The sequence below is a fragment of the Sphingomonas sp. LHG3406-1 genome (assembly GCF_029637485.1).
Taxonomy (GTDB): Bacteria; Pseudomonadota; Alphaproteobacteria; order Sphingomonadales; family Sphingomonadaceae; genus Sphingomicrobium.
The window spans coordinates 1,137,070-1,159,980 of sequence record NZ_CP069128.1 but is presented as its reverse complement, the minus strand read 5'-3'; the positions used below and the strand labels follow the sequence as shown (position 1 = coordinate 1,159,980).

Annotated in this window: 20 protein-coding genes; 12 read left to right on the top strand and 8 right to left on the bottom strand. The window is 67.1% G+C overall.

Translation table 11 applies throughout. The features are described from left to right. Window positions 1-57 precede the first annotated feature (57 nt). Together JOY29_RS05540 and JOY29_RS05535 are read left to right on the top strand one after the other, a co-directional pair. Complete coding sequence (locus tag JOY29_RS05540) at window positions 58-2,424, top strand: DUF305 domain-containing protein (RefSeq protein WP_300975193.1); 2,367 nt, start codon at window positions 58-60, stop codon at window positions 2,422-2,424. A 3-nt stretch (window positions 2,425-2,427) separates the two neighbouring features. Next, window positions 2,428-3,003 (top strand): hypothetical protein, encoded by a 576-nt coding sequence (locus JOY29_RS05535; RefSeq protein WP_300975192.1) that lies wholly within the window; start codon window positions 2,428-2,430, stop codon window positions 3,001-3,003. A 44-nt stretch (window positions 3,004-3,047) separates the two neighbouring features. Here the strand turns inward: JOY29_RS05535 and ubiB are convergent, their stop codons facing one another. Both ubiB and JOY29_RS05525 read right to left on the bottom strand, forming a co-directional pair. Next, window positions 3,048-4,586, bottom strand: a complete 1,539-nt coding sequence (gene ubiB / locus JOY29_RS05530; protein ID WP_300975191.1) for a 2-polyprenylphenol 6-hydroxylase — start codon at window positions 4,584-4,586, stop codon at window positions 3,048-3,050. Then, window positions 4,583-5,314: a class I SAM-dependent methyltransferase gene (locus JOY29_RS05525; RefSeq protein ID WP_300975190.1), complete on the bottom strand. Its 732-nt coding sequence runs from the start codon at window positions 5,312-5,314 to the stop codon at window positions 4,583-4,585. The genes ubiB and JOY29_RS05525 overlap by 4 nt, the downstream gene beginning before the upstream one ends. Window positions 5,315-5,362: 48 nt before the next feature. On the opposite strand from JOY29_RS05525, the gene mutM reads away from it, so the two are divergent. The 3 genes from mutM (at window position 5,363) to dnaA (ending at window position 8,351) form a co-directional block, all read left to right on the top strand. Continuing rightward, entirely contained in the window at window positions 5,363-6,169 is an 807-nt protein-coding gene (gene mutM / locus JOY29_RS05520) for a bifunctional DNA-formamidopyrimidine glycosylase/DNA-(apurinic or apyrimidinic site) lyase (protein WP_300975189.1), read from the top strand. Window positions 6,170-6,279: 110 nt separating this feature from the next. Next, window positions 6,280-6,543 carry a 30S ribosomal protein S20 gene (gene rpsT / locus JOY29_RS05515; RefSeq protein WP_300975188.1) on the top strand — a complete coding sequence of 88 codons (264 nt, stop codon included), beginning with the start codon at window positions 6,280-6,282 and terminating at the stop codon, window positions 6,541-6,543. A gap of 428 nt (window positions 6,544-6,971) precedes the next feature. Next, window positions 6,972-8,351 (top strand): chromosomal replication initiator protein DnaA, encoded by a 1,380-nt coding sequence (dnaA, locus tag JOY29_RS05510; protein WP_300975483.1) that lies wholly within the window; start codon window positions 6,972-6,974, stop codon window positions 8,349-8,351. Between the two features lie 82 nt (window positions 8,352-8,433). On the opposite strand, the gene JOY29_RS05505 is transcribed toward dnaA, so the two are convergent. Beyond that, on the bottom strand, window positions 8,434-9,600 hold the full coding sequence (locus JOY29_RS05505) for a glycosyltransferase family 1 protein (protein ID WP_300975187.1): 1,167 nt from the start codon (window positions 9,598-9,600) through the stop codon (window positions 8,434-8,436). Between the two features lie 127 nt (window positions 9,601-9,727). Here JOY29_RS05505 and JOY29_RS05500 point away from each other — a divergent pair, with 127 nt between their 5' ends. From JOY29_RS05500 to JOY29_RS05490, 3 genes are read left to right on the top strand one after another with little or no spacing between them, the layout of a single operon-like run. Then, on the top strand, window positions 9,728-10,219 hold the full coding sequence (locus JOY29_RS05500) for a DNA-deoxyinosine glycosylase (RefSeq protein WP_300975186.1): 492 nt from the start codon (window positions 9,728-9,730) through the stop codon (window positions 10,217-10,219). 31 nt (window positions 10,220-10,250) lie between these two features. Beyond that, window positions 10,251-10,535 carry a hypothetical protein gene (locus JOY29_RS05495; RefSeq protein WP_300975185.1) on the top strand — a complete coding sequence of 95 codons (285 nt, stop codon included), beginning with the start codon at window positions 10,251-10,253 and terminating at the stop codon, window positions 10,533-10,535. 45 nt (window positions 10,536-10,580) lie between these two features. Then, window positions 10,581-11,111 carry a sterol desaturase family protein gene (locus tag JOY29_RS05490; protein ID WP_300975184.1) on the top strand — a complete coding sequence of 177 codons (531 nt, stop codon included), beginning with the start codon at window positions 10,581-10,583 and terminating at the stop codon, window positions 11,109-11,111. Here the strand turns inward: JOY29_RS05490 and JOY29_RS05485 are convergent. Genes JOY29_RS05485 through crtY form a run of 3 tightly spaced genes read right to left on the bottom strand, consistent with a single transcriptional unit; the run spans window position 11,062 to window position 14,629 of the window. Then, a complete protein-coding gene (locus JOY29_RS05485; RefSeq protein ID WP_300975183.1) occupies window positions 11,062-11,997 on the bottom strand; it encodes a phytoene/squalene synthase family protein in 936 nt (311 codons plus the stop codon). The genes JOY29_RS05490 and JOY29_RS05485 overlap by 50 nt on opposite strands. Window positions 11,998-12,011: 14 nt before the next feature. Further along, window positions 12,012-13,493, bottom strand: a complete 1,482-nt coding sequence (locus JOY29_RS05480; RefSeq protein ID WP_300975182.1) for a phytoene desaturase — start codon at window positions 13,491-13,493, stop codon at window positions 12,012-12,014. Next, window positions 13,490-14,629, bottom strand: a complete 1,140-nt coding sequence (gene crtY / locus JOY29_RS05475) for a lycopene beta-cyclase CrtY (RefSeq protein WP_300975181.1) — start codon at window positions 14,627-14,629, stop codon at window positions 13,490-13,492. Before crtY ends, JOY29_RS05480 begins: the two co-directional genes overlap by 4 nt. Window positions 14,630-14,723: 94 nt before the next feature. Here crtY and JOY29_RS05470 point away from each other — a divergent pair, with 94 nt between their 5' ends. From JOY29_RS05470 to JOY29_RS05455, 4 genes are all read left to right on the top strand, one after another. Further along, the gene (locus JOY29_RS05470; protein ID WP_300975180.1) at window positions 14,724-15,176 is read left to right on the top strand and encodes a DUF2141 domain-containing protein; all 453 of its coding nucleotides are present in this window, start codon (window positions 14,724-14,726) and stop codon (window positions 15,174-15,176) included. 100 nt (window positions 15,177-15,276) lie between these two features. Further along, complete coding sequence (locus tag JOY29_RS05465) at window positions 15,277-16,152, top strand: ABC transporter ATP-binding protein (RefSeq protein ID WP_300975179.1); 876 nt, start codon at window positions 15,277-15,279, stop codon at window positions 16,150-16,152. A gap of 12 nt (window positions 16,153-16,164) precedes the next feature. Continuing rightward, window positions 16,165-19,761, top strand: coding sequence for a M1 family aminopeptidase (locus JOY29_RS05460; RefSeq protein ID WP_300975178.1), 3,597 nt, complete (start codon window positions 16,165-16,167; stop codon window positions 19,759-19,761). A gap of 209 nt (window positions 19,762-19,970) precedes the next feature. Continuing rightward, complete coding sequence (locus JOY29_RS05455) at window positions 19,971-20,417, top strand: DUF1330 domain-containing protein (protein ID WP_300975177.1); 447 nt, start codon at window positions 19,971-19,973, stop codon at window positions 20,415-20,417. A gap of 77 nt (window positions 20,418-20,494) precedes the next feature. Here JOY29_RS05455 and JOY29_RS05450 read toward each other — a convergent pair whose 3' ends face one another. Both JOY29_RS05450 and JOY29_RS05445 read right to left on the bottom strand, forming a co-directional pair. Then, window positions 20,495-21,853, bottom strand: a complete 1,359-nt coding sequence (locus JOY29_RS05450) for a DUF2254 domain-containing protein (RefSeq protein ID WP_300975176.1) — start codon at window positions 21,851-21,853, stop codon at window positions 20,495-20,497. Next, entirely contained in the window at window positions 21,850-22,821 is a 972-nt protein-coding gene (locus JOY29_RS05445; RefSeq protein WP_300975175.1) for a mechanosensitive ion channel domain-containing protein, read from the bottom strand. Before JOY29_RS05445 ends, JOY29_RS05450 begins: the two co-directional genes overlap by 4 nt. Between the last annotated feature and the right edge of the window lie 90 nt (window positions 22,822-22,911).

Sequence of the window (22,911 nt, the reverse complement as noted above, 5' to 3'; positions counted from 1 at the left end):
CGCCGGAAGGCTGCTACGCCTGTCATCGTCAGGAATTGTACCGAGGATGACCGGGTAATGCGCGATCAGGTGACCATGACTTTGCGTGGCGTGAAGCTGCTTCTTCTTTCCGCCGGCTGCACCGCTTCACTTGCCGCCGCGCAGAGCGCGCCGATCGTCCAGCCGGGGGCCCCCGGGCAGGCGAGCCGGGTGATCGACGCCACCACCGCCAGTCGCATCGCCGATACCAGCTTCTCGGCTTATGACGTCAGCTTCCTGCAGGACATGATCCCGCACCACGGGCAGGCGACAGTGATGACGGCGATGGTGCCCGGCCGCACCGCCCGGCCCGAGATCGTCCAGATGGCCAAGCGGATCGATGCCAGCCAGGGCGACGAGATCAGCTGGATGAAGAAGTGGCTGGCCGACCGCGCCCAGCCGGTCGAGGGGCCGCATGCCGCGCACATGATGCAGGATGCGGCGCACATGACCCACATGGGCATGGCGACCCCGGCACAGCTGCAGGAGATGAGCGCCGCCAAGGGCATCGCCTTCGAGCGGCTGTTCCTGACCCGCATGATCACCCATCACCAGGGTGCGATCCGGATGGCGCGCGAGCTGCTGCAGCGCGGCGGCACGGCGGCCGATCCGGCGCTCAACACCTTCATCGCCGACCTGATCAAGGAGCAGCAGGAAGAGATCAAGCGGATGAGCGCGCTGCTCGGCACCATCGCCGAGGATCCGCGCACCGCGCTCAAGGCCGGCACCAACGATGCCGGCCAGGCGATCCGCGGCCTTGCCCTGGTCGCCTCGTTGCCCAAGCCGACCGGCTTCTTCGATCCGGCCAACCCTTATGACCTGCCGGCCTCGGCCCTGGTCAAGAAGGGCGAGAAGGCGCCGGCCGGGGCCGGCCGATCGCCGCTGCTGAGCTTCGCCCAGACCGACATGGCCTTCCAGGGCGACGTGCTGGCGACCGGCAACTATCACGGCTTCAGCATCTACCGGGTGAGCCCGACCGGCGCTGCGCCGACCCTCGTCAGCTCGACCATCTGCCCGGGCGGGCAGGGCGACCTGTCGATCGTCGGCAATCTCCTCATCATGTCGGTGGAGCAGAACCGCGGACGGCTGGACTGCGGCCGGCAGGGCATCCAGCAGGACGCCTCGCCCGAGCGGTTCCGCGGCATCCGCATCTTCGACATCTCGAACCTCGCGGCGCCGCGCCAGGTCGGCGCGGTCCAGACCTGCCGCGGCAGCCACACGCACAGCGTGGTCAGCGGCCCCGGCCGCGACGGCAAGATCATCGTCTATGTGTCGGGCACGGCCAACGTCCGCTCGGCCAAGGAAGACGCCAATTGCGTCTCCGATCCGGGGTCGATGAAGTCGGCGCTGTTTTCGATCGACGTGATCGAAATCCCGGTTGCCAACCCGGCAGCCGCCCGCATCGTCGACCGGCCGCGCGTGTTCGGCGATCCGGCGACCGGCAGCATCTCGGGCCTGTGGGCGGGCGGCGACCATGGCGACGGTACGCAGGACACGGCGCAGACCGACCAGTGCCACGACATCACCGTCTTTCCGTCGCTCAAGCTCGCCGCCGGCGCCTGCTCGGGCAACGGCATCCTGCTCGACATCAGCACGCCGGCGAAGCCCAGGCGCATCGACCAGGTGCTCGACCCGACTTTCGCTTACTGGCATTCGGCGACCTTCAACAATGACGGCACCAAGGTGCTGTTCACCGATGAGTGGGGCGGCGGCGGGCGGCCGCGCTGCCTCGTGTCGGATCCCCGCAACTGGGGCGCCAACGCCATCTACGACATCGAGGGCGGGCGGCTTCGCTTCCGCAACCACTACAAGCTGCCGGCGGCGCAGAGCGAGCAGGAGAATTGCGTCGCGCATAACGGGTCGATCATCCCGGTCCCGGGCCGCGACCTGTTCGTCCAGGCCTGGTACCAGGGTGGCATCTCGATCAGCGACTTCACCGACAGCAGCCGCCCGGCCGAGATCGCCTATTTCGACCGCGGCCCCGTCTACAAGGACGAGCTGGTGATGGGCGGTTTCTGGTCGGCCTATTACTACAAGGGCCGGATCTACGGGACCGAGATCGCCCGCGGCCTCGACGTGCTGGCGCTGCAGCCGGGACCCCAGCTGACCGCCAACGAGATTGCCGCAGCGGCGCTGGCGCAGCATCCGAACGACCGCTTCAACCCGCAGCAGCAGGCGCCGGTCAGCTGGCCGGCGGTGCCGGTCGTGGCGCTGGCCTATGTCGACCAGCTGGAGCGGTCGCAGAGCCTGCCGGCGGCGCAGATCGCCTCGCTCCGGACGGCGCTCGCCAGCCCGCAGCCGGCGCAGCTGCGCAGCCTCGCGGCGGGGCTGCGCGCGCCGGCCGACCCGGTCGCGGCCAAGCGCGTAGCGGCGCTCAAGCAGGTGCTGGCGCAGATCGGCGGCTAGCCCATGCGGCAGCTTGGCCGGGCGGGTTCAGCGGCACTGCTGCTGCTCGCGCTCGGCAGCTGCCAGCCACCGCCCTATCCGCTCGATCTCGTCGCGCAGGACGGCAAGCTGCTGTTCTGGACCAAGGTCGAACGCAGATGGTTCGTCTGGCCGCACCGCCCCGACGAAGAAGAATTGTGCAGCCTGGATGTCTGGGCCGGGCGTGAGTGGATCTGGCGGGTGAAACTCATCCCCTGTCGCAAGGGGGCGCTTCCCATACCCTTCGGCGCAAGCGGTCCCGGTTTGCGCACCCTGGTTCCCGCCAAGGCGCTACAGAGTGGCGTCACCTACGTCGCCAGGGCAGGCGCGGATTGGGAGGGCTGGATGGAGTTTCGGCTCGATGCGGGGCGGAAGCTCCGAACCGCAGAAGCCCACTATGTCCAGGACCCGGACGAGACAGCGTTTGCGGAGCGGCGAGATCGGCGCATCGCCGAACTGCAAGCCGGCGGGCTTCCGATCGAGGAAGCGGTAGAGATCTGGCGCAACGAGATGAACCGTGCTCCTGCCGTGCCGCTGTCGAAGGGACCAGTGGTGAGGTGAGCAGAACGTCCACCTGAGGTTTCCGCAGGCACGGGGCTGACGGCCTAGAGCAGCAGAAGCACCGCGGCCGCGCCGGCGGCTGCCGCGACCACCGCGACTCCGAGGTCGCGCCAGCCGGGCCTTGGCAGCTGCTTGACGTCGACCTGCACCTCGGGAAGTTCCGGCGGGGCGCCGCCCGGGGCAGGGAAATAATGGTCGATGCGGTCGATCAGGTCGGGGAGCTTCTCGACCGTGCGCTTCCAGCGGATCAGGCGATCGGCGAGCGCAGCTTCGGGACCCAGTTCGCCGCGGATCCATTCGCGCAGGAAGGGCTCGGCCGATTCCCACATGTTGATGTCGGGATCAAGGAAGGTGGCGACGCCTTCCTCCATGACCATCGTCTTCTGCAGCAGCAGCAGGTGCGGCTGAGTGGGCATGTCGAAGTCGCGGGTGATGGAGAACAGGCCTTCGAGCATGCGGCCGACGCTGATGTCCTTGACCGGAAGCCCGCGGATCGGCTCGCCGACCGCCCGTAGCGCCGTCGCGAACTCCTCGGCGCTGTGGTGAGCCGGAACGTACTGCGCTTCGAAATGGATGTCGGCGACGCGCTGATAATTGCCGGTGATGAGGCCGTAGAGGATCTCCGCCAGCCAGTTGCGAGCGCGGCGATCGATCCGGCCCATGATCCCGAAGTCGATGGCGGCGAGGCGGCCGTCGGGGAGTGCGAACAGATTGCCCTGGTGGAGATCGGCGTGGAAGAAGCCGTCGATCACCGCCTGGCGAAGGAAGGCGCGGACGAGGATCCCGGCGAGGGCGCGGGGATCGTGGCCGGCTTCGAGCAGCGCATCGCGCTTGGACAGCTTGATGCCGTCCAGCCATTCGAGGGTGAGGACCCGCCGGGCGGTCCGGCGCCAGTCAATCTCGGGGACGTAGAAGCCGTCCTCGGCGACCATATTCTCCTTCAGTTCGGAGGCCGAGGCGGCCTCCCGCTGGAGGTCGAGCTCGCGCCGGGTCCACTGACGGAAATGGGCGATGACGGTCTTGGGGCGAAGGCGGCGGACCTCGTCGCCGGCATGGGCTTCAAGGTGGGCGGCCGCCCATTCGTAGGTCTCCAGCGCCTCGGCGAATGTTTCCTCGATGCCGGGGCGGAGCACCTTCACCGCCACCTGCCGGCCTTCGGTGGTGACCGCGCGGTGGACCTGGGCGATGGAAGCGGCGCCGACCGGTGTTTCGTCAAAGTCGAGGAACAGGCTTTCGAGCGGCGCCTCGAGCGCCTGCTCGACCGCCTTGCGGATCAGCGGGAAGGGCGCGGGCGGGAGCGAGTCCTGCAGCGCAAAGAGATTGTGCGCGGCCTTCTCGCCGACGAGGTCGGGGCGGGTGGCGAGGGCCTGGCCGAACTTGATGGCGGCGGGGCCGAGCTGCTGCAGGGCCGTTGCATAGTCGGGCTCGTCCGGCTGGCGGAGGCCGAAGCGGGCGAGGCGCACGATGCGCCGCGCGAACGGCGGGGTGAGGGGATCGCGCTCGACCCCCTGCAGCGCACCGTAGCGCGCCAGGGTGCGTCCCCAGCGGAGGATGCGGACAAGATGCGTGACCGAAGAGGTCAAGCCTTCCACCCCGACCAGATGCAGACGAGGCCACCCATCAGCGTCTCGGTGTGGGTACGGATGAAGCCCGCCTCCCCGATCATGCGCTCGAACTCGAGCGGCTTGGGGAAGCGGCGGATGCTTTCGACGAGGTAGCGGTAGCTCGCCTCGTCGTTGGTGACGGCCTTCCCGATCTTCGGAATCGCCTTGTCGGCCCAGACCTCATAGGCCTCGCCGAAACCCGGCCAGTCGCTGGTCGAGAATTCGAGCACGAACAGGCGGCCGCCGAACTTCAGCACGCGGTGCGCCTCGCGGAGGGCCTTGGGGATGTCGGTGACGTTCCGGATGCCGAAGGCGATGGTGTAGGCATCGAAGCTGCGGTCGGCGAAGCTCAAGGTCTCGGCATTCTGAACCGACCAGCTGAGCCCTTCGATGCCCTTCTTCGCCGCGCGTTCCTCGCCGACTCCGAGCATGTCGGCATTGATGTCGCTGACGGTCACGGCGGCGCCGCGCGCGGCCATGCGGAAGGCGATGTCGCCGGTACCGCCGGCCATGTCGAGGACATGCTCGTGGCGCTGCGGCTTCACGCGGGAGACGAACCGGTCCTTCCACAGCCGGTGCATGCCCGCGCTCATCAGGTCGTTCATGATGTCGTAGCGGCGCGCGACCGAGGAGAAGACCTCGCCCACCTTGCGGGTCTTCTCTTCCGGGCTGACGAGCTGGTCGCCGAAGTTGACTTTGTCGGACATGGGGCAGGGCTCTAGCGGCGGACGGCGGTCCGCGCCATACGGCCAGACATGCCAGAGCTTCCCGAAGTCGAGACCACCGTGCGCGGGCTTGCGCAGGTGCTTGAGGGCCGGCGGCTGACGCGGATCGAGCCGCGGCGGGCGGACCTGCGGCGGCCGTTCCCGGTCGATCTCGGCCAGCGGCTGACGGGGGCGCGGGTGACCGGGCTCGGGCGGCGGGCCAAATTTGGCCTGATCCATACCGACCGCGACGACAGCCTGATCTTCCATCTCGGGATGAGCGGGCGGTGGCGAATCGATCCGGCTGAGGAGGAACCTCACGATCACCTGCTGCTGGAGACGGACGACGGTCACCGGCTGGTGCTGAACGACCCGCGGCGGTTCGGGAGCGTCGACCTGGTGCCGACCGCCGAACTCGACGGGTGGCCCGCCTTCGCCGAGCTCGGGCCGGAGCCGTTTGACCTGACGCCCGAGGAGTTGAAACGGCGGCTTGCGGGGCGAAGCGCGGCGATCAAGCTGCTGCTGCTCGACCAGGGCATCGTTGCGGGCCTCGGCAACATCTATGTGTGCGAGGCGCTGCACCGGGCCGGGATCAGCCCGAAGCGGGCGGGCGGGAAGGTCAGCCTCGACCGGCTGAAGCGGCTGGTGCCGGCGATCCACGACGTGCTGGCCGAAGCGATCGAGGCGGGGGGATCGACCTTGCGCGACTATGCCCAGCCGAGCGGGGAGCTCGGCTACTTCAGCAAGAGTTTCGCCGTCTATGACCGCGAGGGCAGCCCCTGCGCCTGCGGCGGGACGGTGAAGCGATTCGTCCAGGGCGGCCGGTCGACCTTCCATTGCCCGGCCTGCCAGCGCTGAGACGAGTTGACCCTTGGGGCCTCCTCGTATAGGGGACCGCCTAACCGGTGCGAGCCATCAGGCTTTCGCGCCGCTTTTCATTTGCCAGCCTTAAGGATTCAGAGTCAGCCATGGCGAACACGCCGCAAGCCAAGAAGCGCATCCGCCGCAACACCCGCCGCGCCGAAATCAATGGTGCGCGCGTCAGCCGCATCCGTACCTTCATCAAGGCGGTCGAGTCGGCGCTGCTGGCGGGCGACAAGGGCGCGGCGTCCGAAGCCCTCAAGCAGGCCCAGCCGGAGCTGGCGCGCGGAGTCGCGCGGGGCGTGCTTCACAAGAACACCGCGTCGCGCAAGTTCTCGCGCCTGACCAAGCGGGTTTCGGCGCTCGGCTGAGGCCGTCCACCGTATCATTTCGGGAAGGCCGTCGGATGCGAATCCGGCGGCCTTTTTCGTTACGGGCAAAAAACCCTTTTGTTACCGCGATTCGCATGGGCGTGCGGTTAACAGCCGCTAAGAAAATGGCGGATTTCTCCCGGTAACGGGCTCTTTCCCGGAAAAGCTGTGTCAAGCAGCTTTATTTCACTCCCGTGAAAAAAGGGCACTTGGCAGGGGCCCCCCGGTTGCTCCAAAAAACCCCTCCGGCAGTGATTCCACTGGGGGGGTCCACGCGAGGCAAGGATGGTACTCGGCGACTCGACGTCGCCGTGACCGAAATCCTGTGCCTGGACGACGCGGACTGTCGGCGCGGACATATGGAGGCTCGGGGCGAAGTGAACGGCAATGGCATCGGATTGGAGCGGAACGCAGCGGATCGGTCGGGCATCGAACTGGATTCGAATGTCTCGCCGCTTGCCGCCGCCTGGGCTGCGATCCGCACCGGCCTTCGTCGTGACTGCGGTGCGCGGACCTTCGACGGCTGGCTGAAGCCGGCCGAGCTTGGCGCGTTCGATCCCGACCGGGGCAGCCTCGAGCTGGTCATGCCGAGCCAGTTCATGGCCGACTGGGTCCGCAGCCATTTCGGCGAGCGGCTGCAGCTCGCCTGGCGGACCACCCTGCCGGTGGTGCGCGAAGTGCGCATCGTCGCCTGCGAGGGCGGGCCGAAGCCGGCGCCACTGCTGATCCTCGACGAGGAGCCGCTGCCGGTCGAGAAGGCCGCCGCCGAGGTCACCCCGCACCCGCGTCCCGCCTTCGACCCGCGCTACAGCTTCGACAGCTTCGTCATCGGCAAGGCCAATGAGGTCGCCGCCACCGCCGCCCGCACGCTGGCGGAAGCGCCGACCGTCACCTTCAATCCGCTGTTCCTCCATGGCGGCACCGGGCGGGGCAAGACCCACTTGCTGCACGCGCTCGGCCAGCGCTTCCTCGACCTCAACCCGCAGGCGCAGGTCGTGATGATGAGCGCCGAGAAGTTCATGGTCGAGTTCGTCCGCGCCATCCGCGAGAATGACACGATCGGGTTCAAGCAGCGCCTGCGCTCGGCCGACCTGCTGTTGATCGACGACGTCCAGTTCATCGCCGGCAAGGAATCGACGCAGGAGGAATTCTTCCACACGATGAACGAGATCATCAACGCCGGTAAGCGGCTGGTGATCACGTCGGACCGGGCGCCGCAGGACCTGGACGGGATCGCGCCGCGAATCCTGTCGCGCCTGAGCTGGGGCCTGGTCGCGGACATCAACGCTGCCGATCTCGAGCTTCGCTACAACATCCTGCTGGCCAAGCTCGCGCTGCTGCCGGGCGTGACCATGCCGGACAATGTGGTCGACTTTCTCGCCCGGCGGCTGACCAACTCGATCCGCGAGCTGGAAGGCGCGCTGAACCGCATCGCCGCCTATGCGCTGATGACCGGCAAGGCGATCGATCTGGCGTTCGTCGAGGAAGTGCTGGCGAACGTGCTGCGCGCCAACCAGCGCCGGATCAGCATCGACGAGATCCAGACCCGGGTTGCCGAGCATTATTGCATCCGCAAGGCGGAGATGGTGTCGGCGCGCCGCGCCCGCGAGGTCGCCCGGCCGCGTCAGGTAGCGATGTATCTGTCCAAGCAGCTGACGCCCAAGTCGCTGCCGGACATCGGCCGCCGCTTCGGCGGGCGCGACCATACGACGGTGATCCACGCGGTGAAGCAGATCGAGAAGCTGCGCGCGAGCGATCCCGACATCGACGCCGCGATCCGGCTTCTGACCCGGCAGCTCGAGGGCTAGTGTTACCCTGCGCAAGCAGGGACGCATTCGTCTTCAGGACCAGTGGAAAGGCACTGGGCTCCTGCTTCTGCCAGGGGAAAGGTCAGCCCTTGATCCGCGCCAGCCGTTCGCGGCGCTCGATCGCCCGCGCATAGGTCTTGAGCACCGACCCGTTAATGACATCCCAGTCCTGCGTCTTGGCGAAGGCGAGGCCGGCTTCCCCGTGCCGACGGCGGAGGTCCGGATCGGCGGCATAGGCCGCGATAGCCGCGGCGAGGGCGCAGATGTCGCCCGGCTCGGCGAGCGTGCCCGTCTCCCCGTCGCGGACGAGGTTGGTTGCGCCGGTGGCGACGGCGGCGACGACGGGCATGGCGCAGGCCATGGCCTCGAGCGTCACATTGCCGAAAGTTTCGGTGATCGAGGGATTGAGGAAGACGTCGGCACTGGCGAGCGCGCGGGCGAGGTCCTCGCCCTCCTGGTGGCCGACGAAGAGGCCGGCGGGCAGGGCTTTTTCGAACCATGGGCGCGCGGGGCCTTCGCCGATCACCAGCACGCGGTGGGCGATGCCACGGGCGATGAGCTCGTCGTGGACGGCCGCAAAGACGTCGAGGCCCTTTTCCATGACGATCCGGCCGAGGAAGGCGACGACCAGTTCCTCATCGCCGATGCCGAGGCTGCGGCGCCATTCGAGGCTTCGGCGCTCGGGATTGAATTGGGCGCGATCGACGCCCCGCGACCAGATGGCGATGTTGCGGTTCATCCGCTGGGCGCGGAGTACGGCGGCGGTCGATTCGGCGGGGACGAGCAGGGCGTCGCAGCGCCGGTAGAGCCGGCGCAGGGTGGCGCGGACGGCAGGCTCGAACAGCTCCAGATGGTAGTAAGCGAGATAGGTTTCGAAGCGGGTGTGAACCGAGGCGATCGAGGGAATGCCGCGCTTCCTCGCCCAGGTCACGGCGCGGTGCGCGCTGACGTCCGGGCTGGCGATGTGAATGATGTTTGGATCGAACGCCTCGAGGTCGCGGCGAACCCGGGCGGGAAGGCCGATCGGAACGCGATATTCGGCGCGGCCAGGCGCGGCGACGGCAGGCAGTGAGACGAGGTCGCCGGTCGGCGGGAAGGCCGGCTCGGCAACGGTAGGCGAATAGATTCGCACCTTGCAGCCCGAACGCAGCAGGAAGCCGACGAGACGGTTCAGCGCCTGATTGGCGCCGTCGCGCACATAATTGTAGTTGCCCGATACAAGGGCAATGCGGAGATCCTCCGGAGCCATGTCGCTGCCCTTAGCGGCGCTTGCCCGCGTTCGTCCAATCGCGCCTGCTGCTGCGGGTGAGAAGGAGGGCGAGGAGACCGAGGATGGCAAAGCGGAAGGGGCGGGGCATGGGCCGGAGTGTAGCAGCTTGAGCGTTCGCAAGCATGGCTTGTTGCCGGCCGCGCGGGCGGATGCGCGGCTGCTGGTGCTAGGCAGCCTGCCGGGCGAGGCGTCGCTGAGGGCCGAGCGTTACTATGCCCATCCGCAGAATCAGTTCTGGCGGTTGCTCGGCGAGGTGCTGGGGGAGCCGCTGGCAGGGCTCGGCTACGAGGAGCGGCTCGAGCGGCTGCGAGCACGCGGCGTGGCCCTGTGGGACGTCATCCATGCGGCGCGGCGGACAGGCAGCCTCGACCAGGCGATCAGGGACGTCGAACCGCGCGACCTCCGGGCGTTCGCCGAGGCCCTGCCGGCGCTGCGGGCGATCGCCTTCAATGGCGGGACGGCAGCGCGGATCGGGCGGCGGATGATCGGCGAGGGGCCGTGGACGCTGGTCGACCTGCCATCGTCGAGCCCGGCTCATACGTTGCCGTTCGCGGTCAAGGCGTCGCGCTGGAGCGCGCTCCTGGCCTTTCTCGATTGACGGACAGGCCGGGGGCCATTCTAAGGCCCTCATGTCCGAAGAAGCGGAAGAGACGGCCGAGCCGACCCAGCTGTCGATGGTCGACGAGGCGCTGGTCGCCGGAACCATCGCCAACACCAATGGCTTGCTGGTGATCCTCGCCAAGCTGGTCGCCCGGGGCGTGTTCGACGAGAGCGACCTCAAGGCCTTCAGCGACAGCTATTCCAAGCCGCTCGATCATGAAGGCATGCGCGAGAACGAGCTGGTCACGCAGATGCAGGACCAGATGGAGAGCACGCTTGCCGAGCTGATGCGCTACCTCGCCGAACATAAGTAGTTCGCCCGGGCTGACGGGGGCGAGGCGAGTGCCTATATCGCCGGCATGTCCTGGCTCGCCGGCATCATCCTGTTTACCGCGACGGTCATCGTGATGGAGGGCTTCGCCTATGTCCTCCACCGCTTCGTCATGCACTCGAAGCTCGGGTGGAACTGGCACGAAAGCCACCACCGCGAGCGCCAGGGCTGGTTCGAGAAGAACGACCTTTATGCCGTGGTCTTCGCGCTCCCCTCGATCCTGCTGATCTGGGGCGGAATCAACGCCGGCTGGGGCGATTGGGCGACCTGGATGGGGGCAGGCGTTGCCTTCTACGGGGTCATCTATTTCGGCTTTCACGACGTCATCGTGCACGGCCGCCTGCCGCACCGGATCGTGCCGCGCTCGACCTATTTCAAGCGGATCGTCCAGGCGCACAAGCTGCACCATGCCGTGGAGAGCCGGGACGGGGCGGTGAGCTTCGGCTTCATCTACGCGCCGCCGGTCGATGCGCTGAAGCGCGAATTGAAGTCCAGTGCCGAGGCCCGGGTCAGGGCCGCGAAGGGCGCGTCCACAAGCCGGTCCGCGGAACGGGCCTGACCGGCCAGAGAGCCTCCCAGAACGCTTCCATCACCAGCGCCGCCTTCTCCGCCTTTGAGGTGGTGATGCGGTCGTCCCACGCGCGCGGGCCGAGGGCGGCGGCGCGGGTGGCGATTTCGCCGTAGATGCCGCTCGCCGACAGGATCGCCCAGCGGCTGCGGAAGGGCAGGCGGGCGGCGCCGATGCGGGCCGAGCGGCGATAGTCATCGGCCATGTCGCTGAGGCGGTGGGCCATTCGGGCCAGGGCAGGCCGGTGGCGCGGATCGGCGAGGTCGGCGTCGTCGAGCCCTTCTGCTTCCAGCCATTCCGACGGGAGATAGACGCGTCCCACCTTGGCATCGTCGACGATGTCGCGGGCGATGTTCGCCAGCTGGAAGGCGATACCAAGGTCGGCGGCGCGGTGGAGCGTGTCCTCGTCCTCCGGCGCAACGCCCATGACATGCGCCATCATCACCCCGACCGCGCCCGCTACCTGGTAGCAATAGGAAAGGAGGTCGCCGGTGGTCTGCGGGCGCCAGCCGGAGGCGTCGCGCGCGAAGCCGGCGAGATGGTCCGCGGCGATTGCCGGTGGAATGGCGCATTCGGCGGCGACCACCCGCAGCGCCTCGAAGGGGACGAGGCCGGTCTCCTCGCCCGCGAAGGCCGCGTCGGTCTTTTCATGGAGGAAGGCGATGCGGGCGGCGGGATCGGCGACACGGACGGCATCGTGGCCGAGGGTCTGGCCATCGGTGATGTCGTCGCAGGCGCGGCACCAGGCATAGAGCAGCCAGCTGCGCTCACGCGTGGGGAGGTCGAACAGCTGGCTGGCAAAACGGAAGCTCTTGCTGCCGACCGAGATGCTTTCCAGCGCGCCCTGGACCAGCCGTGCCCGCTCATCCCCGGTCACTCTGACTGGCCCGGTCACGCGAGCATCAGCCCCGCGGTCGCCTCGGCGCTTCCGACCACGCCCGGGATACCCGCGCCCGGATGGGTGCCGGCACCGACGAAGTAGAGGTTCCTGATCTTGTCGTCGCGGTTGTGGGTGCGGAACCAGGCCGACTGCCACAGCACCGGTTCAAGGCTGAAGGCGCTTCCGAGATGGGCTGCGAGGTCGGTGCTGAAGTCGGCCGGCGTATAGTGGAAGATGGTGCGGATGCGGCTGCGGATGTCGGGGAACAGTCGCTCTGCCAGCGTGTCGAGCACGACTTCCTGATATTTGGGCCCTTCGACCGCCCAGTCGACGTCGGCGCGCTTGGCGTTGGGCACGGGCGCCAGCGCGTAGAAGGTAGAGCAGCCGGGCGGTGCCATCGACGGATCGGTGATCGTCGGATGGTGGAGGTAGAGCGCGGGGTCGGTGGCGAGCTTGCCGGTCTTGTAGATGTCGTTGACGAGGCCGCCGTAGCGGGGGCCGAAGAGGATGGTGTGGTGGGCGATGTCGGGGAAGATGCCCTCAAGTCCGAAGTGGAGCACGAACAGGCCGGGCGAGAAGCGCTTGCGCTTGAGGGCGCGGACCTGGCTCGGCCCGCGACTGGAGCCCTCGATCAGGCCGTAGCTGTGGACGACGTCGCCGTTGGAGGCGACCGCATCGGCCTCGGCAGTCCAGCCGGAGCGGGTGCGGACGCCGGTGACCCGGTCCTCGACGGCGGTGATGGCAGTGACCGGGTCGCCGAGGTGGATGGTGCCGCCGATCCGCTCGAAATGGCGGACCATGCCGGCGATCAGCTTGTTGGTGCCGCCCTTGGCGAACCACACGCCGCCGTCGCGCTCCAGCTTGTGGATCAATGCGTAGATGGACGAGCAGGTCATCGGATTGCCGCCGACCAGCAGGGTGTGAAAGGAGAGCGCCTGGCGGAGATGCTCGTCCTCGACGAAGCTCGAGACCATGGAATAGACCGAGCGCCAGGCCTGATACTTGGCGAGCGCCGGGGCCGCCTTCAGCATGTCGCCGATGCTCTCGAAGGCCTTGGTGCCGAGCTTCACATAGCCTTCCTGGAAAACGCCGGCGCTGTAGGCGAGAAAGCGCTGGTAGCCGGCCCAGTCATTGGGGTTGAGGGCGTCCATCGCGGCCTTCAGTTCGGCGTCGTCGTTGGTGTAGTCGAACACGACTCCATCGGGCCAGGACAGGCGGTAGAAGGGCTTCACCGGGACGAGGTCGACGTCCTCGGCCATGTCGTGGCCGCTGAGCTTCCACAGCCGCTGGAGGCAGTCGGGATCGGTGATGACGGTCGGGCCGGCATCGAACACGTGCCCGTCCTTCTCCCAGACGTAGGCGCGGCCGCCCGGCTTGTCGCGCGCTTCGACGATGGTCGTCTGCACGCCCGCCGACTGAAGGCGGATGGCGAGGGCCAGACCGCCGAAGCCGGCGCCGATGACGATGGCAGTCTTCAGATTGGGATTGGTCACAGACTGTCTTTCAGAACACGTAGCGCCCGGAAGAAGGGCACGGGGGGCTTGCCGGACAGGATTCGCGCCTTGTCCAGCCCCGTGCTTCGGCCAGCATAGAAGCGCGCGATCAAGGGGCCGGAAAGGCGGTAGAAACGCTCCAGCACGGCATAGCGTTGGCCGGGCTCGGCGGCGTGGAAGAGGAGGGCGGTGAGCAGCCGGTAAAAGGCGCCCCGCTTCCAGTGGCGCCGCGCGCGGGCGCGGGTCGCCTGACCGAGCGAAGCGTCGAGCGGCGCCTGTTCGGCGAGCCAGCAGGCGAAGCGCACGGCGTCGGGCAGGGAATAGCTGGTCAGCGGATGGAAGAAGCCGCCGCGGGCGCCGGCGCGGGCGACCGGGTCCTGTTTCGGCCAGAGGCGGTCGAAGTCTCCGCCGATCACCACGGGCAGCACTCCATCTTCCTCGCGGGTCCGGGCCGCAACCTGCCAGCCGCTCGCCGCCGCATAATCGCCGATGCGGTCGCGCAGCAGCTCGCGGTCGAGCTCGGGCCCGTCGCTGTAGTAGGTGTCCTCGACGAACAGTTCGGTGGGCGAGAAGGGCAGGCAGTAGACGAAGCGATAGCCGTCATGCTGCTCGACCGTTGCGTCCATCACGATCGGGCGCGTGAGGCCATGCCCTTGCGGGATGGTGAGCAGCTGGCCGACAAACTTCTGCCAGCCGAGCTCCAGCCCCTCGGCCTTGCCGCCGCGGGCGTCGAGCACCGCGCCGGCCTCGATCCGCTCGCCGCCAGCAAGCAGGACGTGGGTGGGGCCAAGCTCCGCGGCCTGGGCGCGGAGGATGCGTGCGGGGGCGAGACATGCGCGCACGGCCTGGTCGAGCTTCTCGCTCTCGATCGTCTGGTAGATTTGTTCGAGCGGGCGCTGGTGGGCGGGGAAGCGGACTTCGTAGCCCTGCCAGCGGTGGCCGATCAGCGGATTGGTCAGCCAGCGCTGCTTCGGCGCCACGTCGCTGTCGAAGAAGGACCAGAGATGATTGCCACCGATCGTCTCGCCGGGCTCGATCAGCAGAAGGTCGAGGTCGGGGCGGCGGTGGCGGAGCGCGAGGGCGCACAGCCCCCCGGCCAGCCCTCCTCCGACGATCACCAGGTCCGCACGCCGCATCCTGGGTCAGGCTGTAGCCGCGCAATCCCGCGCTGGCGACCCCGCCCGAGGTCCGTTAAGCGACCCTCAAGCATGCGGCGGCAAGAGGCGGGGCATGAGGATCGCGATGATGAGCGTGGCGCTGCTGGCTTTGGCTACAGCGGCCGGGGCGACACCGGATCAGGCCGGCACGGGGAGTGCCGACCTGCAGGTGCAACTGACGGGACTGAGGTCGGCCAAGGGACTGGTCCACCTGTGCCTGACGGCGAGCCCCGCCAAATTCCTCAATTGCAAGGACGATCCGGCGGCGGTGTCGCGGTCGGTCGAGGCCGGCAAGGCTGCCCGGCTGGATCTCGGCAAGGTCAGACCCGGCACCTATGCCCTGCTGATCGTCCATGACGAGAATCGCAACGGCAAGCTCGACATGACGCTCGGCATCCCGCGCGAGGGGTTCGGCTTCTCCAACAATCCAGCGATGAAGCCGCGCGCGCCCAAGTGGGAAGAGATCCGCTTCACCATGCCGGCGTCGCCCACCGTGCAGCAGATCCGCATCCGCTACGTGCTCTGACCTCCGTTCGTCGGTTCGACGAATGGAAAGTTGCGGCTTTCCGAACCTTTGCTAGCCTTCGCCCACGACCGCTGAAGAAGCGCGTGCCAGGGGGCTGAAGATGCTTGAGATTTCGGGGCTTTCGCACACTTATGCCAACGGCACGGTGGCCTTGAGCCAGGTCGACCTGTCGATCCCGCGCGGCATGTTCGGGCTGCTCGGTCCCAACGGTGCGGGCAAGTCGACCCTGATGCGGACGGTGGCGACGCTGCAGACCCCGACCGCGGGCAGCATCCGCTTCGGCGACATCGACGTGCTGGCCGAGCCCGAGACGTTGCGTCGCACCCTTGGCTACCTGCCGCAGGACTTCGGCGTCTACCCGCGCGTGTCGGCCTATGCGATGCTCGACCAGATGGCGGTGCTGAAGGGCATCACCGGCAAGGGGGAGCGCAAGGCGGTCGTCGAGACGCTGCTCAACCAGACCAACTTGTGGGCGGTGCGCGACAAGGCGATCGCTGGATTTTCCGGCGGCATGCGGCAGCGCTTCGGGATCGCCCAGGCGCTGATCGGAAGTCCCGAACTGATCATCGTCGACGAGCCGACCGCCGGCCTCGATCCCGAGGAGCGCAACCGCTTCCTCAACCTGCTGGCCGCGATCGGCGACAATGTCGTCGTCATCCTGTCGACCCACATCGTCGATGACGTCGCCGACCTGTGCCCGCTGATGGCGGTGCTGGCGGGCGGCAAGCTGCAGCTCCAGGGCAAGCCGTCCGACCTCATCGCCTCGACCCGCGGGCGGGTGTGGAAAAAGGCCATCGCCCATGCCGAGCTGGCCGAGCATCAGCAGCGGTTCGACGTCATTTCGACCCGCCTGTTTGCGGGCAAGACCATCATCCATGTGCTGAGCGACAGCCCGCCGGCCGGGTTCGAGCCGGTCGAGGGCGGGCTCGAGGACGTCTATTTCGCGACCCTGTCCACCCTCCGCCGCGCGGCCTGAGGAGCAACAGCCATGTTCCTCGGAATCACGCGCTTCGAGATCCGCTACCAGCTCCGGAACCCGGTCTTCTGGGTGGCCGTCGCCGTCTTCTTCCTGCTCGGCTTCGGCCTGACCGCAAGCGCGAATGTCAGCATCGGCACGCCCGGCGCGGTCAAGGAGAATGCTCCCTACGCGATCGGCGTCGCGCTTGGCGTATTCAGCTTCTTCTACCTGTTCGTGATTACCGCCTTCGTCGCCAATGCGATTGTCCGCGACGAGTCCAGCGGCTTCGCGCCGATCGTCCGTGCGACGCCGGTGACCAAGGTGCAGATCGTGCTCGGCCGCTTCCTCGGCGGGCTGACCGTCGCCTGGCTCGGCTATCTGGCGCTTCCCCTCGGAATGATCGTGGGCACGTTGATGCCGTGGGTCGATCCAGAGACGATCGGGCCATTCCGGCCGGGCCATTATGCCTGGTATTATCTGATCCTCGCCATTCCCAACATCTTCCTGCTCAGTGCAATCCTGTTTGCGACGGCAACGGCGCTTCGGTCGATGCTGGCGAGCTACATCGCCGCCGTGTTGGTGGTGATGGGCTATCTGATTGCCAGCGGGGTGGCCGGCCAGAAGCTCGAACTGCGCGAACTGTTCGCCCGCTGGGAGCCGCTCGGGACCGCCGCCTTCGGCTACACCAGCCAATATTGGACCCAGGCCGAGATGAACTCGCGGCTGATCGAGTTCAGCGGCGTGATCGCCTTCAACCGGATCTGGGCGATCCTGCTCGGCACGGCCTTCCTCGGCCTTGCGCTGTGGCGCTTTTCGATGAGCGAGCGGGCGCCGTCCAGGCGGCGGCTGAAGAAGCTGGCCAGACGCGAGGCCAGGGAAGCCAAGGCAGCCGCGGCCGTCCCGACACTCGGCGGCGATGCGGTCGTGGCCCGGTCGATGGAGCCCTCGCGCGCTGCCCAGTTCGTGATGCGCCTGCGGGTCGAAGTGCGGCAGGTTCTGACCAGCCCCGGACTCATCATCCTGTGCCTGCTGGCGTTCGGCTTCACCGCCGCCAATCTGTGGCAGGGCGGATCGACCTACGGCACCTCTGATTTTCCGACCGCTACCAACGTCATCGATACGGTGCGCGGCATGTCGTCCATCTTCCTGCTGATGGTCGCGGTCTTTTACGGCGGCGAACTGGTGTGGCGGGAGCGCGACCGCAAGTTCAACGAGCTGATCGACTCGAGCCCGGTTCCGAGCTGGGTGATGACGGTGCCGAAGATCGTTGCGATCTTCCTCGTGCTGGCAATCGTGAATTCGGCGGCGATGATCGCCGGCCTCACCTACCAGCTGTTCGAGGGCGCGCGGGAGTTCGGCATCGTCGGCTATCTCGCCTGGTTCATCCTGCCGTCCTCGATCGATGCGCTGCTGATCGCCATCCTGGCGGTGGTCGCGCAGGTGCTGAGCCCCAACAAATATGTCGGCTGGGGCATCATCTTCCTGTGGTTCGTGGGAAGCATCTTCCTCAACAACCTCGGCTTCGCGAACCCGCTCTACATCTATGCCGGCTCGCCGGCCGTGCCGCTCAGCGACTTCGCCGGGGCGGGCTCCTTCTGGCGCGGTCAGGCGGTGCTGCAATTCTACTGGCTGATGTGCGCGCTCATCCTGTGCGTCATCGCGCACCTCCTGTGGCCGCGCGGGACCGATCTCGGGCTGCGGACGCGGCTGAAGCGGCTGCGGCGGCCGGGTTCGAAGGCGCCTTACGCCATTGCCGGTGCGGCGGCGCTCGCCATGGTGGGAACGGGCGCCTACGCCTATCACAACATCAAGGTCCTGAACCGCTACCAGACCAGCGACGAGATCGAGGCCTGGCGCGCCGAATATGAGCGCAAGTACCTGAAATACGAGAAGCTGCCGCAGCCGAGCGTGGCAAAGGTCACGCTCGACGTGCAGCTTCATCCGGCCGAGCGGCGGATGGTGACCGACGGGCGCTACCAGCTCGTCAACCGCACCGGGGCACCGCTGAGCGACGTCCATGTCCGCACGACAGATCTCGACGTGCGTTTCGCCAAGCTCGACATCGACGGCGCGCGGCTCGTCTCCAATGACGAGAAGTTCGGTTATCGCATCTACCGCTTCGACCGGCCGCTGGCGCCGGGCGCGACCAGTGACCTGCTGTTCCGCAGCGAGGTGTGGCGGCGCGGCTTCCGAGCAGGGTCGCCCAGCACCGACCTGATCGAGAACGGCACGTTCGTGAACAACGGCGTGTTCGCGCCGGTCATTGGCATGGACCGCGACCAGTTGCTCGGCGACCGGACCCAGCGCCGCCGCCAGGGCCTGCCGGCGGAACTCCGCCCGGCCAGGCTCGAGGACATGAGCGCGACGCGGCGCAACTATGCCGGTGCCGACTGGGTGATGAGCGACATTCGGCTGACCACCGACGCCGGCCAGCGGCCGATGGCGCCCGGCAACCTCGTCTCCGACACGACGGCGAACGGCCGACGGACCGCGCGCTTCGTCAGCCCGGCGCCAATCCTCAACTTCTTCTCGATCCAGTCGGCCGATTACCGGACCGCCGCGAAGAGCCACGATGGCGTGCTCCTGTCGGTGCTCCACCACCCGAGCCACGACTTCAACGTCAGCAAGATGCTGCGGGCGATGGAGGTCAGCCTCGACTATTACCGGGAGAACTTCGGGCCCTATCAGTTCAACTATGCCCGAATCATCGAATTCCCGGGCTATCAGAGCTTCGCCCAGGCGTTCGCTGGCACCATGCCCTATTCGGAGTCGATCGGCTTCAACGCCAATACGAACGACCCGGAAAAGATCGACTTCACCACCTATGTCGTGGCCCACGAGGTGGCGCACCAATATTGGGCGCACCAGGTGATCGGCGCCGACCAGCAGGGCGGAACGCTGACCAGCGAGACGCTGGCGCAATATTCGGCGCTGATGGTGATGCGGAAGATCTACGGACCGGACAAGATCCGCCGGTTCCTCAAGTATGAGCTCGACCGCTATCTTGCCGGGCGCAAGGGCGAGGCGGTCGAGGAGCAGCCGCTCCTGCGGGTCGAGAACCAGCAGTACCTCCACTATCGCAAGGGCGCGGTGGCGATGTACCTGCTGCAGGAGCGGCTCGGCGAGGATGCGGTGAACAGGGCACTTAGCCGGTTCGTCGCCAGGTTCCGCTTCGCGGGGCCGCCGTACCTGCGCTCGACCGACCTTATGACCGAGTTCCGCAGGGAGGCAAGGACGCCGGAGCAGCAGCAGCTGATCACCGACCTGTTCGAGCGGATCACGCTCTATGACCTGAAGGTGATCGACGCGACGACCCGCAAGGTCGGCAATGGCTGGGAGACGAAGCTGACGGTCGCGGGCGAGAAGTTCGTTGCCGACGGCAAGGGCGCGGAGAGGCCGGAGCCGCTGGCGGAGCCGATCGAGATCGGCCTGTTCACGGCGCGGCCGGGGATCGGCGCATACGATGCCAGGAACGTGCTGGTGATGGAGCGCCGGCCGCTGAAGAACGGCAGCCAGACATTGGTCATGCGAACCGCCGCCAAGCCGACCTTCGCCGGGATCGATCCGTACAACTTCTTCATCGACCGCAACAGCGACGACAATGTGAAGGACGTGACGGGTAGCTGAAGCGGCGCCGGGGAAGGTTCGTCAGCCCATGCGGGCTTGCCTTCGAGCGGCATGGCGCCCATTTTCGGTAGCTCCCAGCGCATCTTGCTGGGTCGCCTGGCGCGCCGTCGTTCAGTCCAGCGGCGTCTGGCTTCTTCGCCTGGTCGGACGTTGCCATCATCGCCCCCGTTAGCTCTAAGGGAAGCACCGAGACCGTCCCGGAGTGGAATGTGAGCGACCGAGAAGCATGCATCGACCCTGATCGGGAGGCGTTCGAGCGCTTCAAGCTCTTGCCCCGCGATCGCCCGATCGAGATGTTGAACCTGGTTCGCTTTCGAGAGCAGGCCGAGTATCCGGCCGACCACCCTGCTTCGCGGGATCGCCTATCGGGCGCCGCGGCGTACAAGTCCTATTCCAGGGAGTCGTCACCCATATTCGAGCGGGTGGGCGGAGCCATCGTCTGGTCGGCTACTCCGCAGATGTTGCTGATCGGACCGCCAGACGAGCGATGGGATGTCGCTTTCGTGGCTCGCTATCCGACTGCCGCAGCATTCCTCGAAATGGTCGTGGACGAGGCCTACCGGCGAGCCGTGGTGCATCGTCAAGCGGCGGTGGAGACGTCGCGGCTCCTTCGAACCAATCCCCGGGATCCGGAACCTCGCCTGGCATTTGGCTGAACGCAAAGCCGCCCGATACCTGACGAGAACAACTCCGGCTGGTCGCCGCCGAAAACGATCCGGGTAGCTGCTTCCTTTCAGCTGCTCCCGCCCAGCCAGTCGATTTGCGCCGAGTCGATAGCGCCGGCTCCCCGCTCGAGAAGCGCCTGAAGCGCCAGCGCTCGCCTGGATACTTCGAGGGAATTGGGACCCTCGAGGGAGGCGGCAGCCTGGTCCCGGAAAAGCGCCGATTGCCTGCAGAGAACGTCGATCTGATCAGGCGTGCGGCAGGTCGCGGCAAGTTCGCCGACCACCCGGATCCAGTGCAGCGCGGCGATCACGTCGGCCGCCGCATACTGACGCAGCCGGCCGAACGCCCGATCCACATAGAAAGCAAAGCTATCCGCCTCGGCGACAAGGCGCGGCTTGCCGTCCCCGTCGTGCCGAACCGGCTCGGGCATCTCACGGATGGCGAATTCGCTCCCGCCCGCGCCCAGCCAGTCGAGGCAGGTGATCGCCGTCATCGGATCGTTGACGCCCGGTGACAGCGCCCTTGCCGCGATCTCGACCAGTTCGCTGACCAGGAACATCAGGTCGTGCTCGGGCGTGCGCTTGTTGCCGACGGTGAAGCAGTCCTGCAGTTTGCCGGTGCATTCGTCATTCCAGTGGCCGGACGGAGCGACCTCGGCGATTCCTCGACCGTCCATCACGAAGTCGCCCGGCCGATAACGCAGCCGGATCAGCACGTCGGCCTTGGATGCGATGGACAATAGCTGCTCGTCGTCGATGGATTGTATGTAGCCGGTCGCCGCTGCGGGCGCGGTCACCGAAGGGCCGCGCTCCTCCGGCGTCTGCCCGCGCGCCGCAGAGGCGGATCCGCTTCCGATCATGTCCGGGAAGCGCTTCCGCGCTCCCCGGACCAGCTGCTCACCGATGTGACCCACCACATTGTTGATGTGAATGCTCTGCGGCACGTGGTGGATGAAGTAGATCAGCACCCCGATCGAGCAGACCGCAAGCAGCATCGCCACGATGACCGCATATTGGGGAACGAAGTCGTCGTCCCCGCCGCGGATCGTCCGCAGGACCATCAGGCAGTAGAGGAAGGTCGCGATGAAGGTGCCGAGCGTGATCGTGTTTCCGCGATCGCTCATGAAGTTGGTGAGCACTCTCGGCCCGTACTGGCTGGATGCGTAGGACAGCGCCACGATGGTGATGGAGAATACCACCCCGGCGACAGTCACCATCGATCCCGCGATGGTCGACAGCACCTCGCGTGCGCCGTCCGCCCTGATCTGCTGATACCAGCTCAGCCCGCTGATCCAGCGGGACCCCAAGCGGACATCGACCCAGATCATCAGCGCGCCGAGCAGGATGGCCAGCAATGCCATGATGCTCGGGATGAACCAGTAGCTGGACCGGATCGCCTGCAGGGCTGCGCGGAAGCCTCCGTTCATTTCGGTTCCGTTCTCTGATTCACCGTCAGCACCGGCAGACCCGTGATCTCGAAGGTCGCGGAGGCAAGGCCCATGCCTTGCGCCTCGAGCCGGGAAAGGATCTCGCGGCTCATCGCATCCTTGATCTCGCGCGTGCCATGGTCGGGGGACAGGAAGCGGACGGTGAGTTCCAGCCAATTGTCGGTAAGGCGCCAGTAGACCTTCGGTTCTACGTCCCCGATGCGGATGCCATAGCGCCGCTCCAGATCCGCGCCGTGCCGGGGATCGAGCTGGTCCTGCCGGATCGCGTGTCGCCTGGCTGATTCGAGGAGAATGGCTTCGGCGGCGACGCGGTCGTCGCCATACTTCACCGGCAGGCGGATTTCCTCCCACACGTAGGGGAAATGGTAGGTGTAGTTGTAGATGGGCTCATCGAAGATCTTGTCGTTGCTGACCGTGACGATCCGCCCGGTGAATTGGCGCGAGTGGACCCACATGGCGGGCTCCGCTCCGCTGACGGGCGGCGGCTGGCCCATTTCGAGGATCTTGGTCTGCATGAAGGACAGCGCGATGACATCGCCGCGCACGCCGCCCATGACGATGCGGTCGCCTACGTTGAAGGTCTTGCCGCGCAGGATCACGAAATAGCCAGCAATGGCGGTGATCACGCGCTGGAGGGCGAAGGCCACGCCAGCCGTCACCAGCCCAAGCCCGGTGGTCAGCCGGGTCGGATCGTCGAACCAGATGGAGACGATGCCGAGCACAAGGATCGCTCCAGCGAGTAGGCCCACCGCCTGCCGTGCCCAGAAGCGGGAGCGGTTGAGGCGAGCGCGCTGCCCGAGCGTGCCGGCAAGCAGCCACCGTCCGACCGTCGCGAACAGCACGGCCGCCGTCACCAGGAAGATGGTGAGCAGCAGCTTCTTGCCGTTCTCCGGCGTGGCTCCGACCAGCGTGATGCCGAACAGCCGGAGCGCTTCGCTTCCTTCCATCACAGTCCCCTTGTGTCGGTGATTACGGTTCAGGAACCGGTTGGTTTCCGGGGCGACCAGGGAACGCCGTCCGGCCGACATGCCTTGACT